At 72.2% G+C, this 20348-nt stretch carries 21 protein-coding genes and 1 pseudogene; 7 read left to right on the forward strand and 15 right to left on the reverse strand.

All coding sequences use genetic code 11. The annotated features are described in order from the left end of the window. Positions 1-11 precede the first annotated feature (11 nt). The 5 genes from B100_RS0110890 to B100_RS0110910 all read right to left on the reverse strand — a co-directional run bounded on the left by B100_RS0110890 (position 12) and on the right by B100_RS0110910 (position 4772). The gene (locus B100_RS0110890) at positions 12-512 is read right to left on the reverse strand and encodes a DUF3291 domain-containing protein (RefSeq protein WP_024884463.1); all 501 of its coding nucleotides are present in this window, start codon (positions 510-512) and stop codon (positions 12-14) included. 86 nt (positions 513-598) lie between these two features. Then, on the reverse strand, positions 599-2059 hold the full coding sequence (locus tag B100_RS0110895) for a penicillin-binding transpeptidase domain-containing protein (RefSeq protein WP_024884464.1): 1461 nt from the start codon (positions 2057-2059) through the stop codon (positions 599-601). After that, a complete protein-coding gene (locus tag B100_RS0110900) occupies positions 2056-3417 on the reverse strand; it encodes an FtsW/RodA/SpoVE family cell cycle protein (RefSeq protein WP_024884465.1) in 1362 nt (453 codons plus the stop codon). The genes B100_RS0110895 and B100_RS0110900 overlap by 4 nt, the downstream gene beginning before the upstream one ends. Before the next feature lie 43 nt (positions 3418-3460). Continuing rightward, positions 3461-4066, reverse strand: a complete 606-nt coding sequence (locus B100_RS36435; RefSeq protein WP_024884466.1) for an SH3 domain-containing protein — start codon at positions 4064-4066, stop codon at positions 3461-3463. A 199-nt stretch (positions 4067-4265) separates the two neighbouring features. Next, entirely contained in the window at positions 4266-4772 is a 507-nt protein-coding gene (locus tag B100_RS0110910; RefSeq protein WP_024884467.1) for a dual specificity protein phosphatase family protein, read from the reverse strand. A 99-nt stretch (positions 4773-4871) separates the two neighbouring features. Between B100_RS0110910 and B100_RS0110915 the strand changes: the two genes are divergently transcribed. Further along, entirely contained in the window at positions 4872-5675 is an 804-nt protein-coding gene (locus B100_RS0110915; RefSeq protein WP_024884468.1) for a hypothetical protein, read from the forward strand. A 90-nt stretch (positions 5676-5765) separates the two neighbouring features. Here B100_RS0110915 and ligD read toward each other — a convergent pair whose 3' ends face one another. Next, positions 5766-6647 carry a non-homologous end-joining DNA ligase gene (gene ligD, locus B100_RS0110920; RefSeq protein WP_024884469.1) on the reverse strand — a complete coding sequence of 294 codons (882 nt, stop codon included), beginning with the start codon at positions 6645-6647 and terminating at the stop codon, positions 5766-5768. A 73-nt stretch (positions 6648-6720) separates the two neighbouring features. Between ligD and ku the strand changes: the two genes are divergently transcribed. Beyond that, positions 6721-7740 carry a non-homologous end joining protein Ku gene (gene ku, locus B100_RS0110925; protein WP_486585618.1) on the forward strand — a complete coding sequence of 340 codons (1020 nt, stop codon included), beginning with the start codon at positions 6721-6723 and terminating at the stop codon, positions 7738-7740. Positions 7741-7867: 127 nt separating this feature from the next. Here the strand turns inward: ku and B100_RS0110930 are convergent, their stop codons facing one another. Beyond that, positions 7868-9646, reverse strand: a complete 1779-nt coding sequence (locus tag B100_RS0110930; protein ID WP_037722582.1) for a beta-ketoacyl-[acyl-carrier-protein] synthase family protein — start codon at positions 9644-9646, stop codon at positions 7868-7870. Between the two features lie 432 nt (positions 9647-10078). On the opposite strand from B100_RS0110930, the gene B100_RS0110935 reads away from it, so the two are divergent. Further along, positions 10079-10594 carry a SigE family RNA polymerase sigma factor gene (locus B100_RS0110935; protein ID WP_024884472.1) on the forward strand — a complete coding sequence of 172 codons (516 nt, stop codon included), beginning with the start codon at positions 10079-10081 and terminating at the stop codon, positions 10592-10594. After that, entirely contained in the window at positions 10584-11363 is a 780-nt protein-coding gene (locus B100_RS0110940; RefSeq protein WP_024884473.1) for a hypothetical protein, read from the forward strand. The genes B100_RS0110935 and B100_RS0110940 overlap by 11 nt, the downstream gene beginning before the upstream one ends. Positions 11364-11454: 91 nt before the next feature. Here the strand turns inward: B100_RS0110940 and B100_RS0110945 are convergent, their stop codons facing one another. From B100_RS0110945 to B100_RS0110970, 6 genes are all read right to left on the reverse strand, one after another. Then, positions 11455-12117 (reverse strand): response regulator transcription factor, encoded by a 663-nt coding sequence (locus B100_RS0110945; protein ID WP_024884474.1) that lies wholly within the window; start codon positions 12115-12117, stop codon positions 11455-11457. Continuing rightward, positions 12114-13271, reverse strand: coding sequence for a sensor histidine kinase (locus B100_RS0110950; protein ID WP_024884475.1), 1158 nt, complete (start codon positions 13269-13271; stop codon positions 12114-12116). The genes B100_RS0110945 and B100_RS0110950 overlap by 4 nt, the downstream gene beginning before the upstream one ends. Beyond that, positions 13268-14095, reverse strand: a complete 828-nt coding sequence (locus B100_RS0110955; RefSeq protein WP_024884476.1) for a type II CAAX endopeptidase family protein — start codon at positions 14093-14095, stop codon at positions 13268-13270. Before B100_RS0110955 ends, B100_RS0110950 begins: the two co-directional genes overlap by 4 nt. A gap of 253 nt (positions 14096-14348) precedes the next feature. Next, positions 14349-15209: a carbohydrate ABC transporter permease gene (locus B100_RS0110960; RefSeq protein WP_024884477.1), complete on the reverse strand. Its 861-nt coding sequence runs from the start codon at positions 15207-15209 to the stop codon at positions 14349-14351. Then, positions 15206-16147: a carbohydrate ABC transporter permease gene (locus B100_RS0110965; protein ID WP_024884478.1), complete on the reverse strand. Its 942-nt coding sequence runs from the start codon at positions 16145-16147 to the stop codon at positions 15206-15208. The genes B100_RS0110960 and B100_RS0110965 overlap by 4 nt, the downstream gene beginning before the upstream one ends. After that, on the reverse strand, positions 16147-17499 hold the full coding sequence (locus tag B100_RS0110970) for a sugar ABC transporter substrate-binding protein (RefSeq protein WP_486585619.1): 1353 nt from the start codon (positions 17497-17499) through the stop codon (positions 16147-16149). Before B100_RS0110970 ends, B100_RS0110965 begins: the two co-directional genes overlap by 1 nt. A 218-nt stretch (positions 17500-17717) precedes the next feature. Here B100_RS0110970 and B100_RS0110975 point away from each other — a divergent pair, with 218 nt between their 5' ends. The 3 genes and pseudogenes from B100_RS0110975 (at position 17718) to B100_RS33865 (ending at position 19461) form a co-directional block, all read left to right on the forward strand. Next, on the forward strand, positions 17718-18560 hold the full coding sequence (locus B100_RS0110975) for a class I SAM-dependent methyltransferase (protein ID WP_024884480.1): 843 nt from the start codon (positions 17718-17720) through the stop codon (positions 18558-18560). Further along, positions 18553-18888 carry a hypothetical protein gene (locus tag B100_RS0110980; RefSeq protein WP_024884481.1) on the forward strand — a complete coding sequence of 112 codons (336 nt, stop codon included), beginning with the start codon at positions 18553-18555 and terminating at the stop codon, positions 18886-18888. Before B100_RS0110975 ends, B100_RS0110980 begins: the two co-directional genes overlap by 8 nt. Positions 18889-18910: 22 nt before the next feature. Beyond that, positions 18911-19461, forward strand: a pseudogene (locus B100_RS33865) (Imm21 family immunity protein). Between the two features lie 206 nt (positions 19462-19667). Here B100_RS33865 and B100_RS0110990 read toward each other — a convergent pair. After that, positions 19668-20081 carry a PIN domain-containing protein gene (locus tag B100_RS0110990; protein ID WP_024884482.1) on the reverse strand — a complete coding sequence of 138 codons (414 nt, stop codon included), beginning with the start codon at positions 20079-20081 and terminating at the stop codon, positions 19668-19670. Further along, the gene (locus tag B100_RS0110995) at positions 20078-20341 is read right to left on the reverse strand and encodes a hypothetical protein (protein ID WP_024884483.1); all 264 of its coding nucleotides are present in this window, start codon (positions 20339-20341) and stop codon (positions 20078-20080) included. Before B100_RS0110995 ends, B100_RS0110990 begins: the two co-directional genes overlap by 4 nt. Positions 20342-20348: the final 7 nt, after the last annotated feature.

Below are 20348 nucleotides of genomic sequence, written 5' to 3' on the forward strand. Positions count from 1 at the left end.
CAGCAAGCCCGTCAATCCCTCACGCACGACTTGTCGGCGAGCGGTGCGCCCGGTGCGTGCGGGCCCTCTCCGGGCGGGAAGGAGGTACGCAGGGTGAAGGCGTACGGCGTCGGCCCGTGGGTGCGCAGGTGCAGCAGACGGGACTCGGCCTCCGCGACAGCCGGACGATGCCCCTCCGGCACCCACCACAGGGCGGTCATCGCCTCCTGGACGCGCTCGAACCATTCCCGGCGCCGGCCCAGCATCTCCCGGTGCCGTCCCTGGTACATGAACGCCGTCAGGGCGTTCGCGTCCCGCCACACCGACATGTTGACGATCAGCCACCGGTCGCCGAAGACGGGGATGGCCGTCGCGTCGCCCTCCTCGTCCTGGAGCCGCCACACGAAACCGTCGGCGGCGTCCGCGTCCGCGTTGACCGGGCCGAGGTTGTCGACGAAGTCCTTCAGCAGGGGAGTGTCCAGAGGCGCCTTGAGCCGGGCGATGTTCACCTGGGCGAGTTCGTATGCGGTCATGTACCGAACGTTAGGTCGGGCGCTCCGGGGCTGGACACCCCCGTCTCACCAACCGGGCACCTGTGTCCGGGAGTTCGCCTCTTCCGTCACCCGGGCTTCAGCACCGCTTCCATCACCGCCCGGGCGACCGGCGCCGCCGTCCCGCCCCCGCTGATCTCCCGCCGGCTGCCCTCGGCGTCCTCCACCACCACGGCCACCGCCACCTTCGGCTCCAGCTCGTCCTCGCGCTGCGCCCAGGAGATGAACCAGGCGTACGGCGTCCCCGAGTTGCCCAGCCCGTGCTGGGCGGTGCCGGTCTTCCCGCCGACCACGGCACCGGGGATCGCCGCCTTCTTGCCGCTGCCGTCCTCCACGACACCGCGCATCAGCTCCCGGATGTGCGCCGCCGTCGCCGGCAGCATGGCCCGACGCACCGACCGCGACCCGGCCGCCGCCACCGTGCCGCCGCTCGCCCGCGTGGTCCGCTCCACCAGGTACGGCTCGCGCACCTGCCCGCCGCTCGCCACGGCCGCCGCGACCATCGCCATCTGCAACGGCGTGGCCCGCGTGTTGTACTGCCCGATCGACGACAGCGCGAGCTGCGCCGCGTCCACCGTGGTGTCGAAGGTGCTGGGCGCCACCCGGAACGGGATGCGCAGGTCCGGGTCGTTGAACCCGAAGCCCTCGGCCGTCTCCCGCATCCGCGCCACCCCGGCGGACGCCCCGAGCTGGGCGAACACCGTGTTGCAGGACCACACGAACGCCTCACGCAGCGTGGCGTCCTCGCAGTCGCCGGAGCCGTTGACCAGCCGGGTCGTCGTCCCCGGCAGGAGGTACGGGTCGGGAGAGCGGGTCGGCTTGTCGAGGTTCTTCACCGTGCCCGCGTCCAGCACCGCCGCCGCGGTGACCACCTTGAACGTCGACCCCGGGGGGTAGGTCCGCTGCACCGCCCGGTTCAGCATCGGCCGGTCCGGGTCGGCGTTCAGCCGCGCCCAGGCCTCCCGCGCCGTCCTGCCGTTCCCGGACAGCGGCTCGGGGTCGTACGACGGCATCGACACCAGCGCCAGGATGCGCCCGGTCGACGGCTCCACCGCCGCCACCGCGCCCTTACGCCCCCGCAGGCCGTCGAACGCCGCCTTCTGCGCCCGCGGGTCGATCGTGGTCAGCACGTCACCGCCCGCGCTGCGGGAGCGGGTGAACTCGTTCCACAGCGGCAGCGGCGCGAGCATCGGGGCGGCGCCGGACAGCACCCCGTCCTCGGTGTCCTCCAGCAGCGTCGTGCCGTACTCCTGCGAGGCGAAGCCCGTCACCGGCGCGTACAACGGCCCGTCGCTGTACGTCCGTTCGTAGCGCAGGTGCTCCCCGGTGTCCCGGGACCCGGTGACCGGGCGGCCGTCGACCCAGATGTCGCCGCGCGGCTGCTGGTACCGCACGATCGTGGCACGGCGGTTGGCCGGGTTGGCCTCGTAGTCCTCGGCGTGCAGCACCTGCACCCGGGCCGCGTTGACCAGCAGCGCGACCAGCAGCAGCGCGCAGAACAGCGCGGCGTGCCGGATGTGCCGGGTCACCGGAGTTCACCCGGGGCGGTCTGCCGCCGCGCGCTGTCGCTGAGCCTCACCAGCAGCGCCACGATCGCCCAGTTGGTCACCACCGACGAACCCCCCTGCGCCAGGAACGGCATGGCCATCCCGGTCAGCGGGATCAGCCCGGTCACCCCGCCCGCGATCACGAACACCTGGAGCGCCACCAGCGAGGCGAGGCCGACGGCGAGCAGCCGGCCGAACGGGTCGCGCAGCGCCAGCCCCGCCCGGTAGCCGCGCTCCACCAGCAGCCCGTACAGCAGGAAGATCGCGGACAGCCCGGCCAGGCCCAGTTCCTCGCCGGCCGTCGCCAGGATGAAGTCGGACTTGACCGCGAAGCCGATCAGCACGGAATGCCCGAGCCCGAGCCCGGAGCCCAGGACGCCGCCCTCCGCGAAGGCGAACAGCGACTGCGCGATCTGGTTGGGGCCCTCACCGGCCTCGATGGAGGCGAACGGGTGCAGCCAGGTCTCGATCCGGTGGTGCACGTGCGGCTCCAGCCGCCCCACCGCCACCGCGCCGAGCGACGCCAGCAGCAGCCCCAGGGCGATCCAGCCGGTGCGGCCGGTGGCGACGTACAGCAGGACCACGAACAGGCCGAAGAACAGCAGCGAGGTGCCGAGGTCCCGCTCCAGGACCAGCACACCCACGCTGACCAGCCACACGGAGACGATCGGGCCGAGCACCCGCCCGGTGGGCACCTGCATCCCCCAGACGTGGCGGCCCGCGTAGGTGAGGGCGCCGCGGTTCGCGGCGAGGTACGCGGCGAAGAACACCGCCAGCAGCACCTTCGCGAACTCGCCCGGCTGGATGGAGAATCCGGCCACCCGGATCCAGATCCGCGCCCCGTTCACCGCGGGGAAGAGGATCGGCACCGTCAGCAGGACCAGGGCGACGGTGACGCAGAGGTAGGTGTAGCGCTGGAGCACCCGGTGGTCGCGGAGCACCAGGATCACCGCGATGAACAGCGCCACCCCCAGCGTCGACCAGATCAGCTGGGTGGGGGCGCCCCGGGCGCCGGGCGCCTCCAGGTCGAGCCGGTAGATCAGCACCAGGCCCAGCCCGTTGAGCAGGACCCCGATCGGCAGCGGCAGCGGGTCGGCCAGCGGGGCGCGCCAGCGCACCGCAAGATGCGCCAGCAGGGCGAGCACACCGAGCCCGGCGCCGTAACCGGCGGCGCCGGGCGGGACGGTGCCGTTCCTGGCGAGGCCGACGGCGCAGTAGCCGTACACCGACAGTCCGACGGCCAGCACGATGAGGGCGAGTTCCACGCCGCGGCGCCCGGTGAGGGGGACGGTGGGCGCGGGCGGATCCGTCGTCGCCAGGGTGATGCCGGCCTTGCTCATGTCCGGAACTTACCCAGATGTGACGCTTCGTGTGGTGTGCTCATCAGCACCAGCGTGGCGCGGGACCGATGTTGTCGATGTGCCGGGCGGGCCCCCAGGCCCAGGTGCCGTCCGTGAGGAGGTACCAGAGGGGGTTTCCGTCCACCTTGTCGCCGGGGACCTTGCAGAAGATCGAGACGACCTCGCCCTTGTGGGCGTACCGGATGACCTGCGAACCGCGGTTGGGTGCGCTGCGCAGGGCCAGCTTCTGCGTGGTCACGACACCGCGGTACTCCCCCTGGTCGCCGTGGTTGCCGCCGGCCTGGTTGCCCCAGTCGCCGCCGTTGCCACCGCTCTGCTGGTTGCCGCCGGTCTGCTGGCTGTTGCCGCTCTGCTGGTTGCCGCTCTGCTGGTGGGAGCCCGAGCCGGTGTTGTTGCCCGAGCCGCCGTCGTTCCCGCTGTTGTTGCCGTAGCCGCTGCTGTTGCTGTTGCTGTTGCTGTTGCCGCTCTGCTGGCTCCAGTTCCCCTGGTTGCTCTGGCTCTGGTTGCTCTGGTTGTTCTGGCCGGGGTCGTCGGCGGCGAGGGCGGGGGTGACGGCGGTCGCGACCGCGAGGGCCCCGGCGGCGAGCGCTATGGGCAGACGGCGGGTGAGTGGGGGACGCGGTGACATGGCAGTACCTCCATGGGGGGAGACAACAGGTCGAAGGTGACTTGTCGCCACATTAGGAGCGCCCCCTGGCGCCCGCCCGCCCTGCTGCGCCATCGGGGACGGCGCTCCGCCCTCCGGGTCACCCGGCCCCGCCGCACCCCGGACGCGCCGCCCCGGTGCCGGTCACTCGCCTGGTGCGGGTGTCTGGCCCCGGTGCCGGTCAGTCCGTCAGCTCCTCGAGCAGCCGGGCGGTGGTCAGCCCGGCCCGCAGATAGTCGACGAACAGGTCGTTGTGCAGCGCCCAGGAGGAGCGGCGGAAGCGGATCAGCCGGATCGCCGCCTCGGCCGTCCTGCCCCGCCGCATCAGCGCGTGCGCGACGACCAGGCCCGAGCGGTTGTAGCCGTGGAAGCAGCGGACCAGGACCGTGCGCCCGGCGTCCAGCGCCTCGCACGCCGCTTCGGCCAGTCGGATCACGCCCGCCAGCTGGGTGCCGTCCAGCGGCCCGTCCGGGATCGGCCACACGTGGTGCTCCACCTCGGGATCCGGCCCGTGCCCCGGCAGCCGCAGCAGGGTCTGCACGAGGTCGAACTGCCGGTCCACCACCACGGACTCCAGCTGCCCGTCCGGCCCGCGGACCTGGTGCCCGCCCATCCACAGGCCGGGCACGATCTCGTCCCACGGGCTGTCCGGGGCCGGTACGTCGGGTTGACTCCTGCGGGTACGCACCGGCGTCCTCCCAGCCTCACGCCCAACTCGTGTCCAAGGTAACCGGCTTCTTGCCCCGGCAGCACCCCGCCTGGTCCCATGGATGCGGGGTGATGGCACATGGACCGACCGCGCGTCGTGCCGACCCGCCGGCACGGCAGGAACTGGCTGTACGTCTGCCTCCCGGACGGCAGGACCATCGCCTGGTACGACCGTGAGGCCGCCCGCGTGAACCTGCTCGGCGAGGAGTACGAGGAGGAGGCGCTCACCGCCCTGGACCCCTTCCTCACCGGCCCGGTCACCGTCGGCCCGCCCCCGGTCCCCACCTCCGCCGACCTGACCCGGCTCTCCCTGCACCCCGACGACGACCTCGCCCCGAACCGTCCCGGCGAGGCGCTGCTGGTCGGTCTCGACCGCGACCTCGGCCCGGTCCGCCGCCTGCGCCCCGACCCACGTCGCCGGGAGCTCGCAGCACAGCAGGCGGTGGGGGACGCCCTGGACCGTGTGGACGGCGCCGGCGTTCATGTCCTGCACTCGCTTCCGCTCCCCGGCGGCCACCGCGTCCACCACCTGCTGATCGGCCCCGGCGGGCTGTACGCCCTGCACACGCTGTACGCCGACAGGCGGCGCGTGACCGTCGCCGACCCTCTGGTGGGCCTCGGCCGCCGTGCCCCGGCACCCCTGCTGCACCGGGTCCGCGCCGACGCCGACCGGGCCGCCCATGCCCTGACGGCCGAGGTCCGCCCGGTGCTGGTGCTGGTCGGCGCCCAGCGGGTGACGGTCACCGGTCCGCCACGCGGGGTGCGCGTCATGACGGACGCGGACGTGCCAGGTCTGGCCCGCGGTGGAGGGGTGCTGAAGCCGGCGGACGTGGAGGCGCTGTACGCGGCGGCCCGTGACCGGCACACGTGGTCGCGGGTGTGAGGTGCTGCTTCGGTAGGCGGTGCGGCGCGTCCCGGGGGAGCGCCGGTCAGGGCAGTGTGCCCGCGCCGGCGCGTCCCGGGGGAGCGCCGGTCAGGGCAGTGTGCCCGCGTGGTCGGGGTCCAGCAGCGGGGCCAGCAGGTCGCCGTGGTCCTGCACCCGCGGGGGGATGTCCGGGGCGAGCAGGGCCATCCGGTCCGGGGAGCGGCACTCCTCGACCTCCTCCCACGTCACCGGCGCCGACACCAGCGGTGCGGCCCGCGCCCGCAGGGTGTAGGGGGTGGCCGTGGTCTTGCGGGCCGCGTTCTGGCTCCAGTCGACGAAGACCTTCCCCGGGCGCAGGCTGCGTTTCATCTGGTGCAGCACCAGCCGGGGCATCGCCCGCTCCGCCTCGACGGCCAGCGCCTTCGCATAGTCGGACACCTGTTCGGATGAGGCCCCGCGTACCGCCGCGAGCAGGTGCAGCCCCTTCGACCCCGACGTCTTCGCGTACGCCTCGATGCCGTCCTCCGCGAGTCGCTCCCGGAGCCACAGGGCGACCTCGCAGCAGTGCACCACAGTCGCGGGCGCCCCCGGGTCCAGGTCGAACACGATGCGGTCCGCCTGTCCGGGGTCGGTGATGCGCCACTGGTGGGTGTGGAACTCCGCGACCAGGTTCGCCGCCCACATCAGGCTCGGCAGGTCCTCCACCAGCACCATCCGGGCCGGCCCCTCGGACCTCGGCACCTCGGCGGTGGTGACCCAGTCGGGCGTACCCGGCGGCACGTTCTTGGTGAAGAAGACCTGGCCGTCGGGCCCGTCCGGATAGCGCAGGAAGGACACCGGCCGCTCCCGCAGATGCGGCAGCAGCACGTCGGCGACGGTGGCGTAGTAGTGCAGTACCTCCGCCTTGGTGAAGCCGGTGGCGGGATACAGCACCTTCTCCAGATTGCTGAGCGGGAGCCGTCGCCCCTCCACCTCGGTGATGGGAGCCATACGATGAGAATCTCACGCAAACTACGACAAATGCTCCGACACTGATCGGCAGACGACCGGAGAGGTGCTGCACGTGAGGTCCATCTGGAACGGCGCGATCTCGTTCGGGCTGGTCAGCATCCCGATCAAGCTGGTGAACGCCACCGAGAACCACTCGATCTCCTTCCGCCAGATCCACACGGAGGACGGCGGCCGAATCCGTTACCGGAAGTTCTGCGAGCTGGAGGACCGCGAGGTCACGGGCCAGGAGATCGGCAAGGGCTACGAGGACTCGGACGGCTCGATCATCCCGATCACCGACGAGGACCTGGCGGGGCTGCCGCTCCCGACCGCCAAGACGATCGAGATCGTCGCCTTCGTGCCCGAGGACCGTATCGACCCGCTCCAGATGGACGCCGCGTACTACCTCGCGGCGGGCGGCGCGCCCGCCGCGAAGCCGTACACACTGCTCCGGGAGGCGCTGAAGCGGAGCAAGAAGGTGGCCATCACGAAGTACGCCCTGCGCGGGCGGGAGCGGCTGGGCATGCTGCGCGTGGTCGGCGACGCGATCGCCATGCACGGGCTGCTGTGGCCGGACGAGGTCCGGGCCCCCGAGGGGGTCGCGCCGGACACGGACGTCACCGTGCGCGACAAGGAGCTGGATCTCGCGGACGCCCTGATGGACACGCTGGGTGAGGTGGACCTGGAGGACCTGCACGACGAGTACCGCGAGGCGGTGGAGGAGGTCGTCGCCGCGAAGGCGGCCGGCGAGGCCCCGCCGGAGGTGGCCGCTCCGGAGGGCGGCGGCAAGGTGCTGGACCTGATGGCGGCCCTGGAGAACAGCGTCCGGGCGGCCAAGGAGTCCCGTGGCGAGGACGCCGAGGTCAAGCAGCTCCCGCAGCGCGAGACGGCCCGTTCGTCGCCTAAGGAGACGGGCGGGAAGAAGTCGACGTCGACGGCGAAGAAGAAGACGGCGTCGTCGCCTCGGAAGTCGACGTCGAAGACGGCGAAGAGCTCGCAGGCCGAGAAGAAGGCGACGTCGAAGACGGCGAAGAAGACGCCCGCGAAGAAGACGCCGGCCAAGAAGACGGCGTCCCGCAAACGCTCGGCCTGACCCGCCTGCCTGTGCGGTGGGGGTGCGCGTCGCGCCCGCGGTGGGCGCGGCGGCTTCCCGTGAGCGCCGGGTTGCGCGCACACCCGCCGGTCCGCACCATCGGGCGGCGCCCCACAGGCGCCCGGCGCTAAGCCGCCCCCACCCGCCGCAGCGCCAGCACCGCGTTGTGCCCCCCGAAGCCGAACGAGTTGCTCAGGACCAGGTCACCTCCATCTGGCAGCCGCCGCGGAGCTCCCCGGACGACGTCCAGATCGACCCCGTCGTCCACCTCCCCGCACCCCACCGTCGCCGGAACCACCCCATGCCGCAGCGTCAACACCGCGGCCACCGCCTCGACCCCACCCGCGGCCCCCTGCAGATGTCCCAGGTTCCCCTTCGGCGCCGTCACCGGAACACCCCGCCCGCCCAGCACCCCCCGCAGGGCCCGCGCCTCCGCGAGATCCCCGTCGACCGTGGCGGTCGCATGGGCGTTCACGTGGACGACGTCCGTCACCTCACCGCCCGCGTCCCGCACCGCCCGTCGCAACGCGAACGCGATTCCGTCACCGGACGGGTCCGGAGCCGCCACATGGTGCGCGTCCGCCGACAGCCCCCACCCGGCCGCCTCGCAGTAGATCCGCGCCCCGCGGGCCCGCGCGTGCTCCTCGGACTCCAGCACCAGCACCCCCGCCCCCTCGCTGTTCACGAACCCGTCCCGGTCCTTGGCGAACGGCCGCGACGGTGACCCGGCGTTCGGGTCACCCTCCGCCAGCGCCCGCATCGCCGCGAACGACGCCATGATCGCGGGCGTGACGACCGCCTCGGCACCGCCCGCGAGGGCGATGTCCACCCGGCCGTACCGGATCCGGTCCACGGCCTGCCCGATCGCCTCGGTGCCCGAGGCGCACGCGCTGGTCACCGTGCGTGCCTCCCCGGTGATGTGCAGGTCGAGCGACACCTGGGAGGCCGCCTGCGAGGGCACGGTCATCGGCGTGGTGAGCGGGGAGACGCCCCGCGGCCCCCGCTCCCGCAGCCGACGGTCCCCGCCGACCAGCACCGACGCGTCCCCGAGGATCGCACCGAGGCTCACCCCGACCCGCTCCGGGTCCAGCCCGCTCTCACGGGTGCCGCCGTCGGCGTACCCGGCGTCGGACCACGCCTCCCGCGCGGCCAGCACCGCGAACTGGGCCGCCCGGTTCATCCGCCGCGCCGCCTGCCGGGGCAGCAGCCCGGCCGGGTCGACCGGCACCGTGCCGGCGATCCGCACCGGCAGCCCGTCGAACTCCTCACCCGTCAACTCCCGTATGCCGTGCCGTCCTTCGAGCAGCCCCTGCCACAACGCCCCGGTGCCGACGCCCAGCGGGGTGACGGCGCCGAGCCCGGTGACCACCACCCGGCGTGGCCCGGCCGCCTCCGCCGTCCGCGCGGGACGCGGCTCGTGCCGTACGACCCGCCCCTCCCGGTCGGCGTCGGCGGCCCAGCGCCGCACCTCCGTGTCGGTCGCGCCCGCGGCGGAGTCCTCCCCGGCGTCCCGGTGCCAGGCACCGAAGCGGCGGACGTACGTCACCTCGGCGGCCAGCGGATCCACCGCGCGCAGGACGACCAGCCGGTCGCCGTCGCGGAACTCCACGCCGTCCAGGGAGGGCGAGCTCACCCGCGGCACCGCGGCCACGTCCAGCCGCCGTCCGGCGACGGTCACCGTCTGCTCGCGCCGCAGCTCCTCCTCGCGGTCCACCCCGCCGAGCGGCGGCCGCAGCGTGACCCGGATCACCTCCGGGGAGACGGGCAGCGTGTGCGTGACGACGTACCAGTGCTGCCGCGCCGCGTCCTCGGGCGTCAGGGCGAACAGGTCACCGGGGACGACCTCCGCGGCGGTCACCGCGTAGGGACGTATCGGTACTTCAGGCGTTTCGGGGGAGTGGGTCATGGCCGCGCATGCTCTCTTTGATCCGAACTGTCGTACTCCGGGAGATTCCGAGTGTTCTGTACGAACTCCGAAGCGGCCATGACCGGCTCTGATCCATGTCCGTTTTGGCCTGGTCTACCACCTGGGTGATGCGGAACACATTCGCCAAGACGCCTACGGGAGGGAAGAGTTACCAAGGCGTAGTGGCACTGTGGAAAACGTCACGAAGCCCGGGCCGGCCGCCTTGTCCGCCCGGCGGAACGAGCCGTACGTCACACCCCGCGCGGCCCCGCACCGGGCCCAGCCCCACCGGCACGGCGGCCCGACTGATCCCGGCGCCCTAGTTCGGCGTCCTATCGGACGGGCGTGCTTCGATGTGCGCGACCTGCCGGGCCGGACCGCGAGGCGGTGGCGGACGGTCCACGACGGTGATCCGAGACTGCGGTGGAGGGCATGGACGAGGACGAGTTCGACGTTTTCTACGCGGCTGCCTTCCCCCGTCTGACCGGCCAGCTCTTCGCCTTCACCGGGGACCTCGGCGAGGCCCAGGACGTGGTGCAGGAGGCGTTCGTACGCGCCTGGGACCGGCGCCACCGGCTGCTGGCCAACGAGGCGCCGGAGGCATGGGTGCGCACCGTCGCCATGCGCCTCGCCGTGAGCCGCTGGCGCCGCGCCAAGCGCTGGCTGGAACTGGTGCGCCACTCCCCGCCGCCGGAGACGACCCCCGGCCCGGGACCCGACCGCACCGCCCTGGTCACCGCTCTCCGCCAACTCCCGGAAACCCAGCGGATGGCGGTCGTGCTGCACCATCTGTGCGACCTCAGTGTCGAGCAGGTAGCCTCCGAGACCGGCGCGCCGGTGGGGACGGTCAAGGCCCGGTTGTCCCGCGGCCGGGCGGCACTGGCCAGGCACCTGGCGGTGGACGAGGCCGAGGAGCCGGCCTGGGAGGAGGGCGGCCGTGTCGGATGAACTCCGCGGTGCCCTGCGGGAACTGGCCGCCCAGCACGAAAGGCCGCCCCGCCTGGCCGCCGCGGAGGTCAGGGACCACGCCCGGCGCCGCTCACGCCGCCGCAGGGCCGCCCTCGCCCTCGGTACGGCCGCCACGACGGCCTGCGCGGTGACGGTGGTGGCCCTCACCCTGCACACCGAACCCCCCGGCGGGAAACGGCACCTGCCCGGCACCACGCCGACCGCCTCGCCCTCGGCCGCGCGGTCCCCGAGCGTCTCGGCCCCCTCCCGGGCACCCCGTCCGTCGGCCGGCCGGCTGGACCTGGGCCTGCGCACCCTCACCCTCGCCGACCGCGTCCTGCGCGTCGACACACGGGCCGCGGGCCGGTTCCCGCCCGGTACCCGGCTCACCGTGACCGCCCGGACCGACGGCGGGGTACTGCCGTTGCGGACCACCAGGACCACGGTGCAGAGCGTCAAGGTCCCCTACCTGGTCCAGCTGCGCACCCCCGACGGCGAGCACGTCTACGCCGGCCCCCTCTCCTTCGACGCCCGGCTGCTGCGGGCCCTGTCCGGCACCACGGGGTGGGTGGGCATGAGCCTGACGGACGCCGAGTGGTTCCACGACCGGGTCCGGACGGGTGACGAGATCGAGCTGGCGTCCACGGCCGGGACCGGTGGTGGTGGGGCGATGGGGGCCCGGCCCGCGCCCGCGCAATCGACGGACCGCCTGGGGACCAGCCGGTCGGCGGGCAGGCCGGGGTTCGGTCCAACTCGCGTGGGCCGTTAGGTCGGTGGGGTCGCCAGCCATGACTGAGCCCACACGCACCCGGGCGTATCCCCATCTCGGTCCGGCCGACCCCCGCCCGCGCGGCAGCGCGTCAGCTCACCAGCCCCCGCCGGTACGCGTACACCACCGCCTGCACCCGGTCCCGGAGTTGCAGTTTCGACAGGATGCGCGACACGAACGTCTTCACCGTCTCCTGGCTGATCACCAGCGCCGCCGCGATCTCGCTGTTGGACAGCCCGTCCGCGATGAGCCGCAGCACCTCCAACTCGCGTGGGGTCAGCGGGATCTGCCGGGCGCCGTCCTCGCTGGGCCGGATGCGGGAGGCGTACCGGCCCACCAGCTGCCGGGTGACCTCCGGGTCGAGCAGCGCCGCGCCCGAAGCCACGGTCCGGATGCCCAGCAGCAGCCGGTCCGGCGGGGCGTCCTTCAGCAGGAAGCCGCTCGCCCCGGCGCGCAGCGCCTCGTACACGTACTCGTCGAGGTTGAACGTGGTCACCACGAGCACCTTGACCGGGTCCCGCACCCCGGAGCCGGCCAGCAGCCGGGTGGCCTCGATGCCGTCGAGCACCGGCATGCGGACGTCCATCACGACGACGTCCGGACGTACTTTCGCGGCGAGGTCGACGGCGGCCTGACCGTCGGCGCACTCGCCCGCCACCTCCATGTCGGGCTGCGCGCCGATGATCGTCACCAGCCCGGTGCGGACCAGTGTCTGGTCGTCGCACACGAGAACCCGGACGGGCGTGCCGCTCACGAGCCGCTCCCGTTGGGTATCCGCGCCCGTACGGCGAACCCCCCGCCGGGCCGCGGGCCCGCGTCGAACTCGCCGCCGAGGACGTCCACCCGCTCCCGCAGACCGGCCAGCCCCCGCCCGCCGCCGCCCGGCGAGGCACCGGCCGCCGTCCCGGGACCGTCCGTGCCGACCTCCACGGTGATGTCCCTTTCGCTGTGCTGCACCAGAACCGAAGTACGTCGCCCGTGAGCGTACTTGAGGGCGTTGGTGAGGGACTCCTGCACCACCCGGTAGGCCACCAGATCGGCGCTCCCCGTCGACGCGGCCGGGGTGCCCTTCTCCGTGAACTCCACCGGTTGCCCGGCCCGGCGGGTCTGCTCGACCAGGGTGAGCAGCCGGCCCACGGGCGGGGTGCGGGAGCCCACACCGTGGTCCGGGTTGAGCAGGTCCAGCAGATGCCGCAGGTCGGCGACGGCGCGGCGGCCGGTGTCGGTGACCGCGGTCAGGGTCTCGTCGAGCCGGTCGGGTGCGGCGGTCAGGTAGCGGGCCGCCTCCGCCTGGACCACCATCGCGGTCACGTGGTGGGTCACCACGTCGTGCAACTCCCGTGCGATGCGCGCCCGTTCGGCAGCCCGGGTCTGCTCCGCGACCTGGTGACGCCGCTCCGCCTCGGCGAGCCGGTTGGAGCGCAGCCACACCCCGCCGCCCCACAGCAGACACAGGGCCACGTAGAACGACACGAACTCGGCCGCCGGCTCCCCCGTCCCGCGCCGCACGAACTCGGCGACCAGGACGACGTACGCCAGCGACAGGCCGGCCACCACCGTGCGCCGGTACCGCTCCAGATGGGCACCCGTGCTGAGCAGCGCCAAGGGCAGCGCGCTCGCGGCGACCGAGTGGTAGCCGCGCAGCTGGTCCAGGGCGAAGCCGCCCGCCACCAGGATCACGCAGATCAGCGGCCACCGCCGCCGCAGGGCGAGCGGAAGGCACTGCACACCGATCGCCACGACGGCCACCGCGTCGAACGGCCGGTCCACCGTGGAGCCGATCTCGGTGCCGCTCCCGTGGAAATCCGGGACGAACGCCGTGGCGAACAGCAGCACGGCGAACGGGAGGTCCCGGACCGTGACATGCAGCCGGCCCCAGACCTCCCGCAACCCCCGCAGACGAGTCACCGGGCGAGCACCACGGGGTCGACACGCTTGGAGCGGCGGACCGTGATCGTGCCCCGCCGGCGGGCCAGCCACAGGAACCCGGCGGTGACGAGCAGGCAGAACACCAGGGTGTACAGGCTGCCCTCGGGACCGAACTCACCGCCGCTGATCAGGGTCGGCCCGGACGTGGAGGCGTCCAGCAGGCCCTGCTGGGTGTCGTTGCCGGAGACCTCGGTGCTGAAGATGCCGGACGCGGCGTAGTTCCATCCGAAGTGCAGCCCCATCGGCACCCACAGGTTGCGGGTGGCGACGTACGCGGCGCCCAGCATCGGTCCTGCCGACAGCGCGATGACGGCCATGCCCCACAGGCTCGCGTCGGGGTTCGCCAGATGCCACGCGCCGAACAGCACACTGGTCACGATCAGCACGGCCCAGGTGCCGGCACGCTCTTCCATGATCCTGAACACTACGCCGCGGAACATGAGTTCCTCGGTGACGGAGGCCGCGGCCATGAACCCGGCCAGCCCCACGGCGCCCGTGGCCGACCCCCAGCCGTCCACCTCGTAGTGCCCGAGGAAGGCGATGTTCGCCACCACGGACCCGAACACCAGCACACCGATCAGCAGCCCCCGGAAGAGCGCCCCCGCCGCGCCCTTCCGGGCCACCTCCGTGACCGTCCGCCGCTCGGTCCGCCCCACGACCCACGCGTAGACGTACACGGCCAGCACCGCCGTCACCAGGCCGAGGCCGAGCGTGAGCCACGGATTGTCCTCGGCGGCGGCGACGCTCTGTCCCCCGATCAGGGACACCACCACCACGGCCAGCAACTGCCACACGACGCGCACGACTCAGCTCCTCGACGAACGGGGTTGTAGAGGGCGGCAGTTGACCGCCGCACCGACCGCCCCGACGTTACGGATCCGCCGCGCGGAAGGCGTCACCTCCCGGTGGACACCTCACGTAGCTCGCACGGGGGACACGCGGCACGGTGCCCCCCGCCGGTGCGCGGCACGCCGCGTCCCACGGCAGCAGGGCGGCGTGCCGCGTCCCACGGCTTCACGGCGCGCCGCGTCCCACCCCCGCACGGCGAGCCGCGTCCTACCCCTTCACGGCCCCCGAGGTGAGCCCCCGGATGAACGACCGCTGGAGCGCCAGGAACGCCAGCACCGACGGCAGCATCGCCAGGAACGCGCCCATCAGCAGCACCCCGATGCCCACCTGGTCGTCCGAGCGCAGGGAGCGCAGCGCCAGCGGCAGGGTGTACTGCGCCGGGTCGGTGGCGACCAGCAGCGGCAGCATGTACTGGTCCCAGATCATCGTGAACCCGAAGATGCCGATCACACCCAGCGCGGGCCGGCACAACGGCAGAACGACCTGCCAGAACACGCGGAACTCGCCCGCGCCGTCCAGCCGTGCCGACTCCTCCAGTTCCTTGGGGATCTCCTTCATGAACTCGGTCATCACCAGGATGGAGAAACCCCAGGCGGCCACCGGCACGATCATGCCGACCAGCGAGCCCACCAGGCTGATGTGCAGCACGGGCAGGTCCGCCAGCAGCACCGACAGCGGAACGGCCAGCACCTCCTCCGGCAGCATCATCGTCGCCAGGATGAGCACCAGCACCGCCGCCGACCCCCGGAACCGCTTCCGGGCCAGCGCGTACCCGGCGAACACGCTCACCAGCACCTGGAGCGCCAGCCCGCCGCCCACCACGACGAAGGAGTTGAGCAGGTAGTCCAGCACGTTGCGGTCGATCGCCCGCTCCAGGTTGTCCAGGGACAGCCGGTCGGGCAGCAGGGTGAACTGCGTGGGGTCCACGGTCGGGGTGAACGCGCCGATCATCAGCGCCAGCAGCGGCCCGGCGAAGACCATGAACAGGGCGGTGTACAGCACGAACCGCAGCACCCGGGCCCACGGCCCGCGCGCCTCCGCCAGGCCGAGCGCGGTCTCGTTCCTCATCGGACCTCCCTCCGGCGCAGGCGCGACGCCACGGTCAGCACCAGCAGCACCAGGAACAGCAGCACGGTCCCGGCCGCGGCGACCCCCAACTCGTTCCGTTCTAGGCCGAGTTTGTACGTGAGTGTCAGCAGCACCTCGGTGGAGCCGTCGGGCCCGCCGTTGGTCAGCAGGAACACCTCGGTGAAGATGCGCAGCCCCCGGATCGCCGCGAGCGTCAGCAGAATGGCGAACACCGGCCGCAGCCCCGGCAGGGTGACGTGCCAGATCCGCCGCCACCGTGAGGCACCGTCGACCGCGGAGGCCTCGTAGAGCACCCGGTCCACCCCCGCCAACCCGGCAAGGAAGATCATCATGTCGTACGGGGCCCCGCGCCAGATGCCGACGAAGGCGATGGACGCCAGGGAGCTGTCGGGGGAGTTGAGGAACTCGCTCGGCCCCAGTCCGAGCACCCCGAGCACCGAGTTCAGCGCGCCGCCCTCCGCCGGGTAGTACATGACCCGCCACACCTCGGCCACCACCGCCATGGCCGTGACGACCGGCAGGAAGATCGCGGAGCGGATGAACCACAGTGAGCGGGTCTGGCCCTCCAGCAGCAGCGCCAGCGCCAGCCCCAGCACGATCGAACCGGCGGTTGTCGCCACCGCCAGCACGACCGTGTGCCACACGGCGGCGCCGAAGTCGGAACTGCCCGCGATCTCGGCGTAGTTCTCGCCCCCGACGTAGGTGTTGCCGAGGAACGGCCGCACCTCCTCGAAGCTCATCCGCACGGCCTGCGCCATGGGGATGAACTTGAAGTACAGGAACAGCAGCAGGGCAGGCGCCAGGAACAGCCACGGTGCCGCGGCGCGCCGCAGCCGCGCCCGCACCGGCGGAGCCGTACGGGACGGGCGTCGGGCCTCCGGCTTCCGCGACGCCGCCCGCGCCTCGGTCACCGTCATCAGCCCTTGGCCTCCTGCTTCTCCAGCTCGGCGTCGATCTCGTCGGCGAGCTCACCCATCGCCCCGGCGACGTCGCGCGAGCACTGGGAGACCACGCCGTTCAGCCCCTCGGACGAGACCTGGCGAACGGTGGCCCAGTTGGGCAGGGCGGGGGCGTTGCGGCCGTGGCCGTCGTAGACCTTCTGGAAGACGTCCCAGCGCGGGTCGTTGCGCTCCGCGGCGCCGTCGACCTTGGTGTTGACCGGCAGCCGGACGATGATGCCGCCGTTGTCGATGCCGAGGCCGATCTTCTGCCCGGCGGGGGAGGCGGCGAACTCGGCGTACTCCTGCTGGCCCTTCTCGTTGCCGGAGCCGGCCATCAGGTAGACGTTCTCGCCCTCGGCCAGGGCCGCTTCGCCGCCGCTGCCGGGCGGGGCGGCGACGACCTCGTACTTGTCCTTGCCCAGCGAGCCGTCGAAGCGCGGCAGCATGTACGGCCCGGTCAGGTAGATGCCGCCCTTGCCGCTCTCGAACACGGTGTGGGTGGTGGCGGAGTCGGCGGTGCTGGCGCCGGGCTGCACGACCTTGGAGTCGCAGAACATCGCCTGGAGCTTCTCGACGGCCTTGACGGAGGCGGGGTCGTCGACAGCGGCGCTGTACCCGTCGCCGTCCTTCTTGACGAAGTCACCGCCCTCCGACCACAGCATGGTGGAGAACCACCAGGTCAGATACCCGCGGGTGGTGCTGCCGGGTACGACCATGCCGGCGGTGTCGTTCTTCCCGTTGCCGTCCGGGTCCTCCTTGGTGAACTTGTCGGCGAGCTCGATCAGTTCATTCCAGGAGGAGGGCAGTTCGGCGCCCACCTTCTCCCGCCAGTCCTTGCGTATCAGCAGCGCGAACGCCTGCGAGTTGAAGGGCACCCCGTAGTACTTGCCGTCGTACCCCTGCGCCGCCTCCCAGGCGCGGTCGGCGATGTCACCGCTCCCGGCGACGCCCTTCCGGTCCACCTCACGGACCAGCCCCTGGGTCACCAGGTTGCCCAGCTGGCCGGTGTCGTTGATGACGATGTCGGGGAGGTCCTTCTGCGCGGTGCGCTGCTGGAGCTTGGTCTCGAAGTCGTTCACGCCGACGGCCACCAGCTTCGCCTCGATGCCGCTCTCCTCGGAGAACGCCTTGGTGAGCGCCTCCGCCGACTCGGCGGGGGGACTGCCGGCGTCCTGCCGGATCCAGACCTCCAACGGCGCGGAGTCGTCCTGCTGTTGACCGGAGGAGCCCGAGGAACACCCGGTGGCGGTGACGGCGGCGGCGACAACCACGGCGGCAAGCGCGCCGAGCCGCCGCGTTCGTACTGGCTTGCGGAGTTGCTTCGACACGGGAAGCTCCGTCCATTCCGTACGGGCGAGGTGGCGGGACTCTATGCAGAGAGGCTCGCCTGAATCAATACAATGAACAGAATTTACATACATGAACGCAGCGTGCTCGCCCCACAGTCCTCACGGGACGCGGCTGCAGCAACGCACCCCTGGAACCGGCCCCGGAACCGGCCCCGGAACCGGCCCCGGAACCGACCCCCGCAGGGCACGATGACCCCATGGCGGACACCCCCATCGCGAACACGCACCAGTTCGAGGCCTGGAACGGCTACGAGGGCCGGCACTGGGCCGAACACCAGGCGCGCTACGACGCCTTGAACGACTCCCTGAACGGCCCGCTCCTCGACGCGGCCGCACTCCGCGGCACCGACACGGTCCTCGACATCGGCTGCGGCAACGGCCACCTGACCCGGCTGGCCGCACGCAGCGCGCACCGGGCGGTGGGCATCGACCTGTCGACCCCCATGCTGGAGCGTGCCCGCGCGACCGCCGAGACCGAAGGCCTCACCCATGTGACCCACGTCCAGGGCGACGCCCAGGTTCACCCCTTCGAACCGGCGACCTTCGACGTCGCCCTGAGCCGCTACGGCGTCATGTTCTTCGCGGACCCGGTGGCGGCGTTCACGAACATCGCCGGCGCCCTGCGCCCCGGTGGCCGCCTGGCCTTCGTGTGCCCGCAGTCCTTCGACCGCCTGGACCAGGCGAGGATCTTCGAGGCGGTGGCGGAACACGCTCCGCTGCCGGACCTGACGGAGGTGTCGAAGACGGGCCCGGCCTCATTCGCGGACCCGGCGCGGTCGAGGGACGTGCTCTCCAGGGCGGGCTACACGTCGATCGAGGTGGAACCCCTGGAAACCCAGCAACTCTGGGGCACGGACCCCGCCGACGCGTCGGCGTTTCTCTTCGGCTGGGGCCCGATGCGCCACTGGCTCCGAGACACACCGGCTGACGCTGTCGCCCGCGCACGGGGGGCGGCAACGGAGGCATTCACGGCGTACGCGACGGAGGCGGGGGTGCGGCTGAGGTCGCGGAGCTGGCTGGTGAGGGCGACGCGTGGCTGAGGAAGGCGGACGGCTCGCCGAGAAGTGGGCGAACTCGGACTACAGAGTGTGCGGCATCCTGCACGGCCACCGGGACGGCCACTCCATGGCGGAACGCCTCGGCTGCCTGGGCTGGCGATCCGAATCGTCGTCCTGGAACGGCTATGAGGTGGGCACGGACTGGTGCGAGTTCGCACTCGAGCCCGACGACCAGGACGTCCTCCTGAACGGAGTGGTAGCCCCCCACCGCTTCGACGACCTGGCCGCCCTCCTCACCCGCTTCGGAGTGACGTACACGCTGGAGCTGTACGACGAGAACGGCAACCAGGTCAGGGAAACACATGGGTGACGACCGCATTTGGGTGGAATCAATGGGCGGCCCGCTGATCGTTGTCCCCGTCTCCGCCCTGCCCGCATGGCACGGATGCACGCAGATCGGAGTGATGGCCGGAGACGCCACGGCCGCCGTGGACGACTACGACAGGGCCTGCGAGGTGGACGACCTGGCGGGGGTGATCGCCGTGGGCGACAAAGGCGCCCAGACCCTGGTCCTGGCAGACGAACCGGCCACAACGCGCTACGTACGCGAGCACAACCTCTTCCTGCGCTGGCTGGCAGCGGACCACGAGGCCGAACTGGCCGCCACCGCACAGGCGGCCTCGCGGACCCGACGACCCCCTGGGAGGAGTACGGCCCCTGGACGACCGACGGCCCAGCAGTTCTGATGGACTCAGCCGAAGCGGGCTCGGATCTGAAGCAGGAATACCCCGACGGCGGCACCCCGTCCTACGCCCCACTGCCCCTCCCGCCAGGCACCTGGCGAGTCCGAGCGGCGCACACGGAGGCGCAGGACGGAACCCGTGCAGGCCTGGTCCAACTCGTACCCACGGACGCGCACCCGACGCTGCCACCCCACGCGTAGGTCACGGCGCCAGCTCCGGGTGCTCGTGCCGGTCAATCTTCCAGCCGTGGAGCATGACGGGGGCCGCGCGGACAGTGCGACGGCACCTGGCCACGCCAGGCAGGCACGCTGGACTGCCGCATCCAGGCGCAGCCGCCGACGAACGGCCCGCCGTGGCCGCCCCCGCTGCGACAGCTGATTCCGGCGTCGAGGGCTGAGCGCCGCCGTCAGACCTTGATCACGGTGATACGTCCGCCGCCGAGCGCTGTGAGGTCGTCCGGGTCGGAGGTGAGAACCGTGACCGGACCGGGCGCGGCGAGGGCGGTGGCGCACAGCATGGCGTCGATGGCGTACTTGTGGCCGTGCAGGCCGGCTTCGGCAAGGAGCGTGGCCGCCTGCCGGGCGATCGGCTCGCTGACTGGTTCGACGACCAGACGCGAAAGGGTCCACTCCAGAGCCGGGCGGCTGATGCGGGAATGTACCACTTCGACGAGGGTGGCTGCCGATGTGATCACACGCAGGTCATCGGCGCGAGCCAGAGCGAGCCAGCCGGTCACTGCGCGGTCACGCAGGACGGCCTTGGCCAGCCCTTCGCTGTCGAGGACCAGGGTGCCGCTCGGGGTGGCGGGGGTGTGCGTCACGCCGCGTCCGCCCCGCGCCGGTTCTGCTGTTCGCGGGCTTGATGGAGCTGATCACGCAGCGCCTGGATCTCTTCGTCAGTGATGGGGCCGTGCGCAGCCTCGGCGACCTGGATGAGGTCATTGAGGTTGTCGCGCTCGATCTGGCGGGCGACGGCCGCGGCGACGTAGGACGACAGGCCGGAAGGGCCACCGCGCGCACGAGCGGCCTCGGCAATGTCACGGGGCATAGTGATCGAGTACTTCTGAGTAGGCTCGCTCATGCTCCAT

Source organism: Streptomyces sp. CNH189, from assembly GCF_000527195.1.

What these genes read in the sequence shown, in the direction of transcription:
- B100_RS0110965 (WP_024884478.1), bottom strand. Translation starts at nt 16,147, where the DNA reads ATGACGGTGACCGAGGCGCGGGCGGCGTCGCGGAAGCCGGAGGCCCGA.
- B100_RS0110935 (WP_024884472.1), top strand. Translation starts at nt 10,079, where the DNA reads ATGGACGAGGACGAGTTCGACGTTTTCTACGCGGCTGCCTTCCCCCGT.
- B100_RS0110995 (WP_024884483.1), bottom strand. Translation starts at nt 20,341, where the DNA reads ATGAGCGAGCCTACTCAGAAGTACTCGATCACTATGCCCCGTGACATT.
- B100_RS0110890 (WP_024884463.1), bottom strand. Translation starts at nt 512, where the DNA reads ATGACCGCATACGAACTCGCCCAGGTGAACATCGCCCGGCTCAAGGCG.
- B100_RS0110915 (WP_024884468.1), top strand. Translation starts at nt 4,872, where the DNA reads ATGGACCGACCGCGCGTCGTGCCGACCCGCCGGCACGGCAGGAACTGG.
- ligD (WP_024884469.1), bottom strand. Translation starts at nt 6,647, where the DNA reads ATGGCTCCCATCACCGAGGTGGAGGGGCGACGGCTCCCGCTCAGCAAT.
- B100_RS0110975 (WP_024884480.1), top strand. Translation starts at nt 17,718, where the DNA reads ATGGCGGACACCCCCATCGCGAACACGCACCAGTTCGAGGCCTGGAAC.
- B100_RS36435 (WP_024884466.1), bottom strand. Translation starts at nt 4,066, where the DNA reads ATGTCACCGCGTCCCCCACTCACCCGCCGTCTGCCCATAGCGCTCGCC.
- B100_RS0110900 (WP_024884465.1), bottom strand. Translation starts at nt 3,417, where the DNA reads ATGAGCAAGGCCGGCATCACCCTGGCGACGACGGATCCGCCCGCGCCC.
- B100_RS0110930 (WP_037722582.1), bottom strand. Translation starts at nt 9,646, where the DNA reads ATGACCCACTCCCCCGAAACGCCTGAAGTACCGATACGTCCCTACGCG.
- B100_RS0110960 (WP_024884477.1), bottom strand. Translation starts at nt 15,209, where the DNA reads ATGAGGAACGAGACCGCGCTCGGCCTGGCGGAGGCGCGCGGGCCGTGG.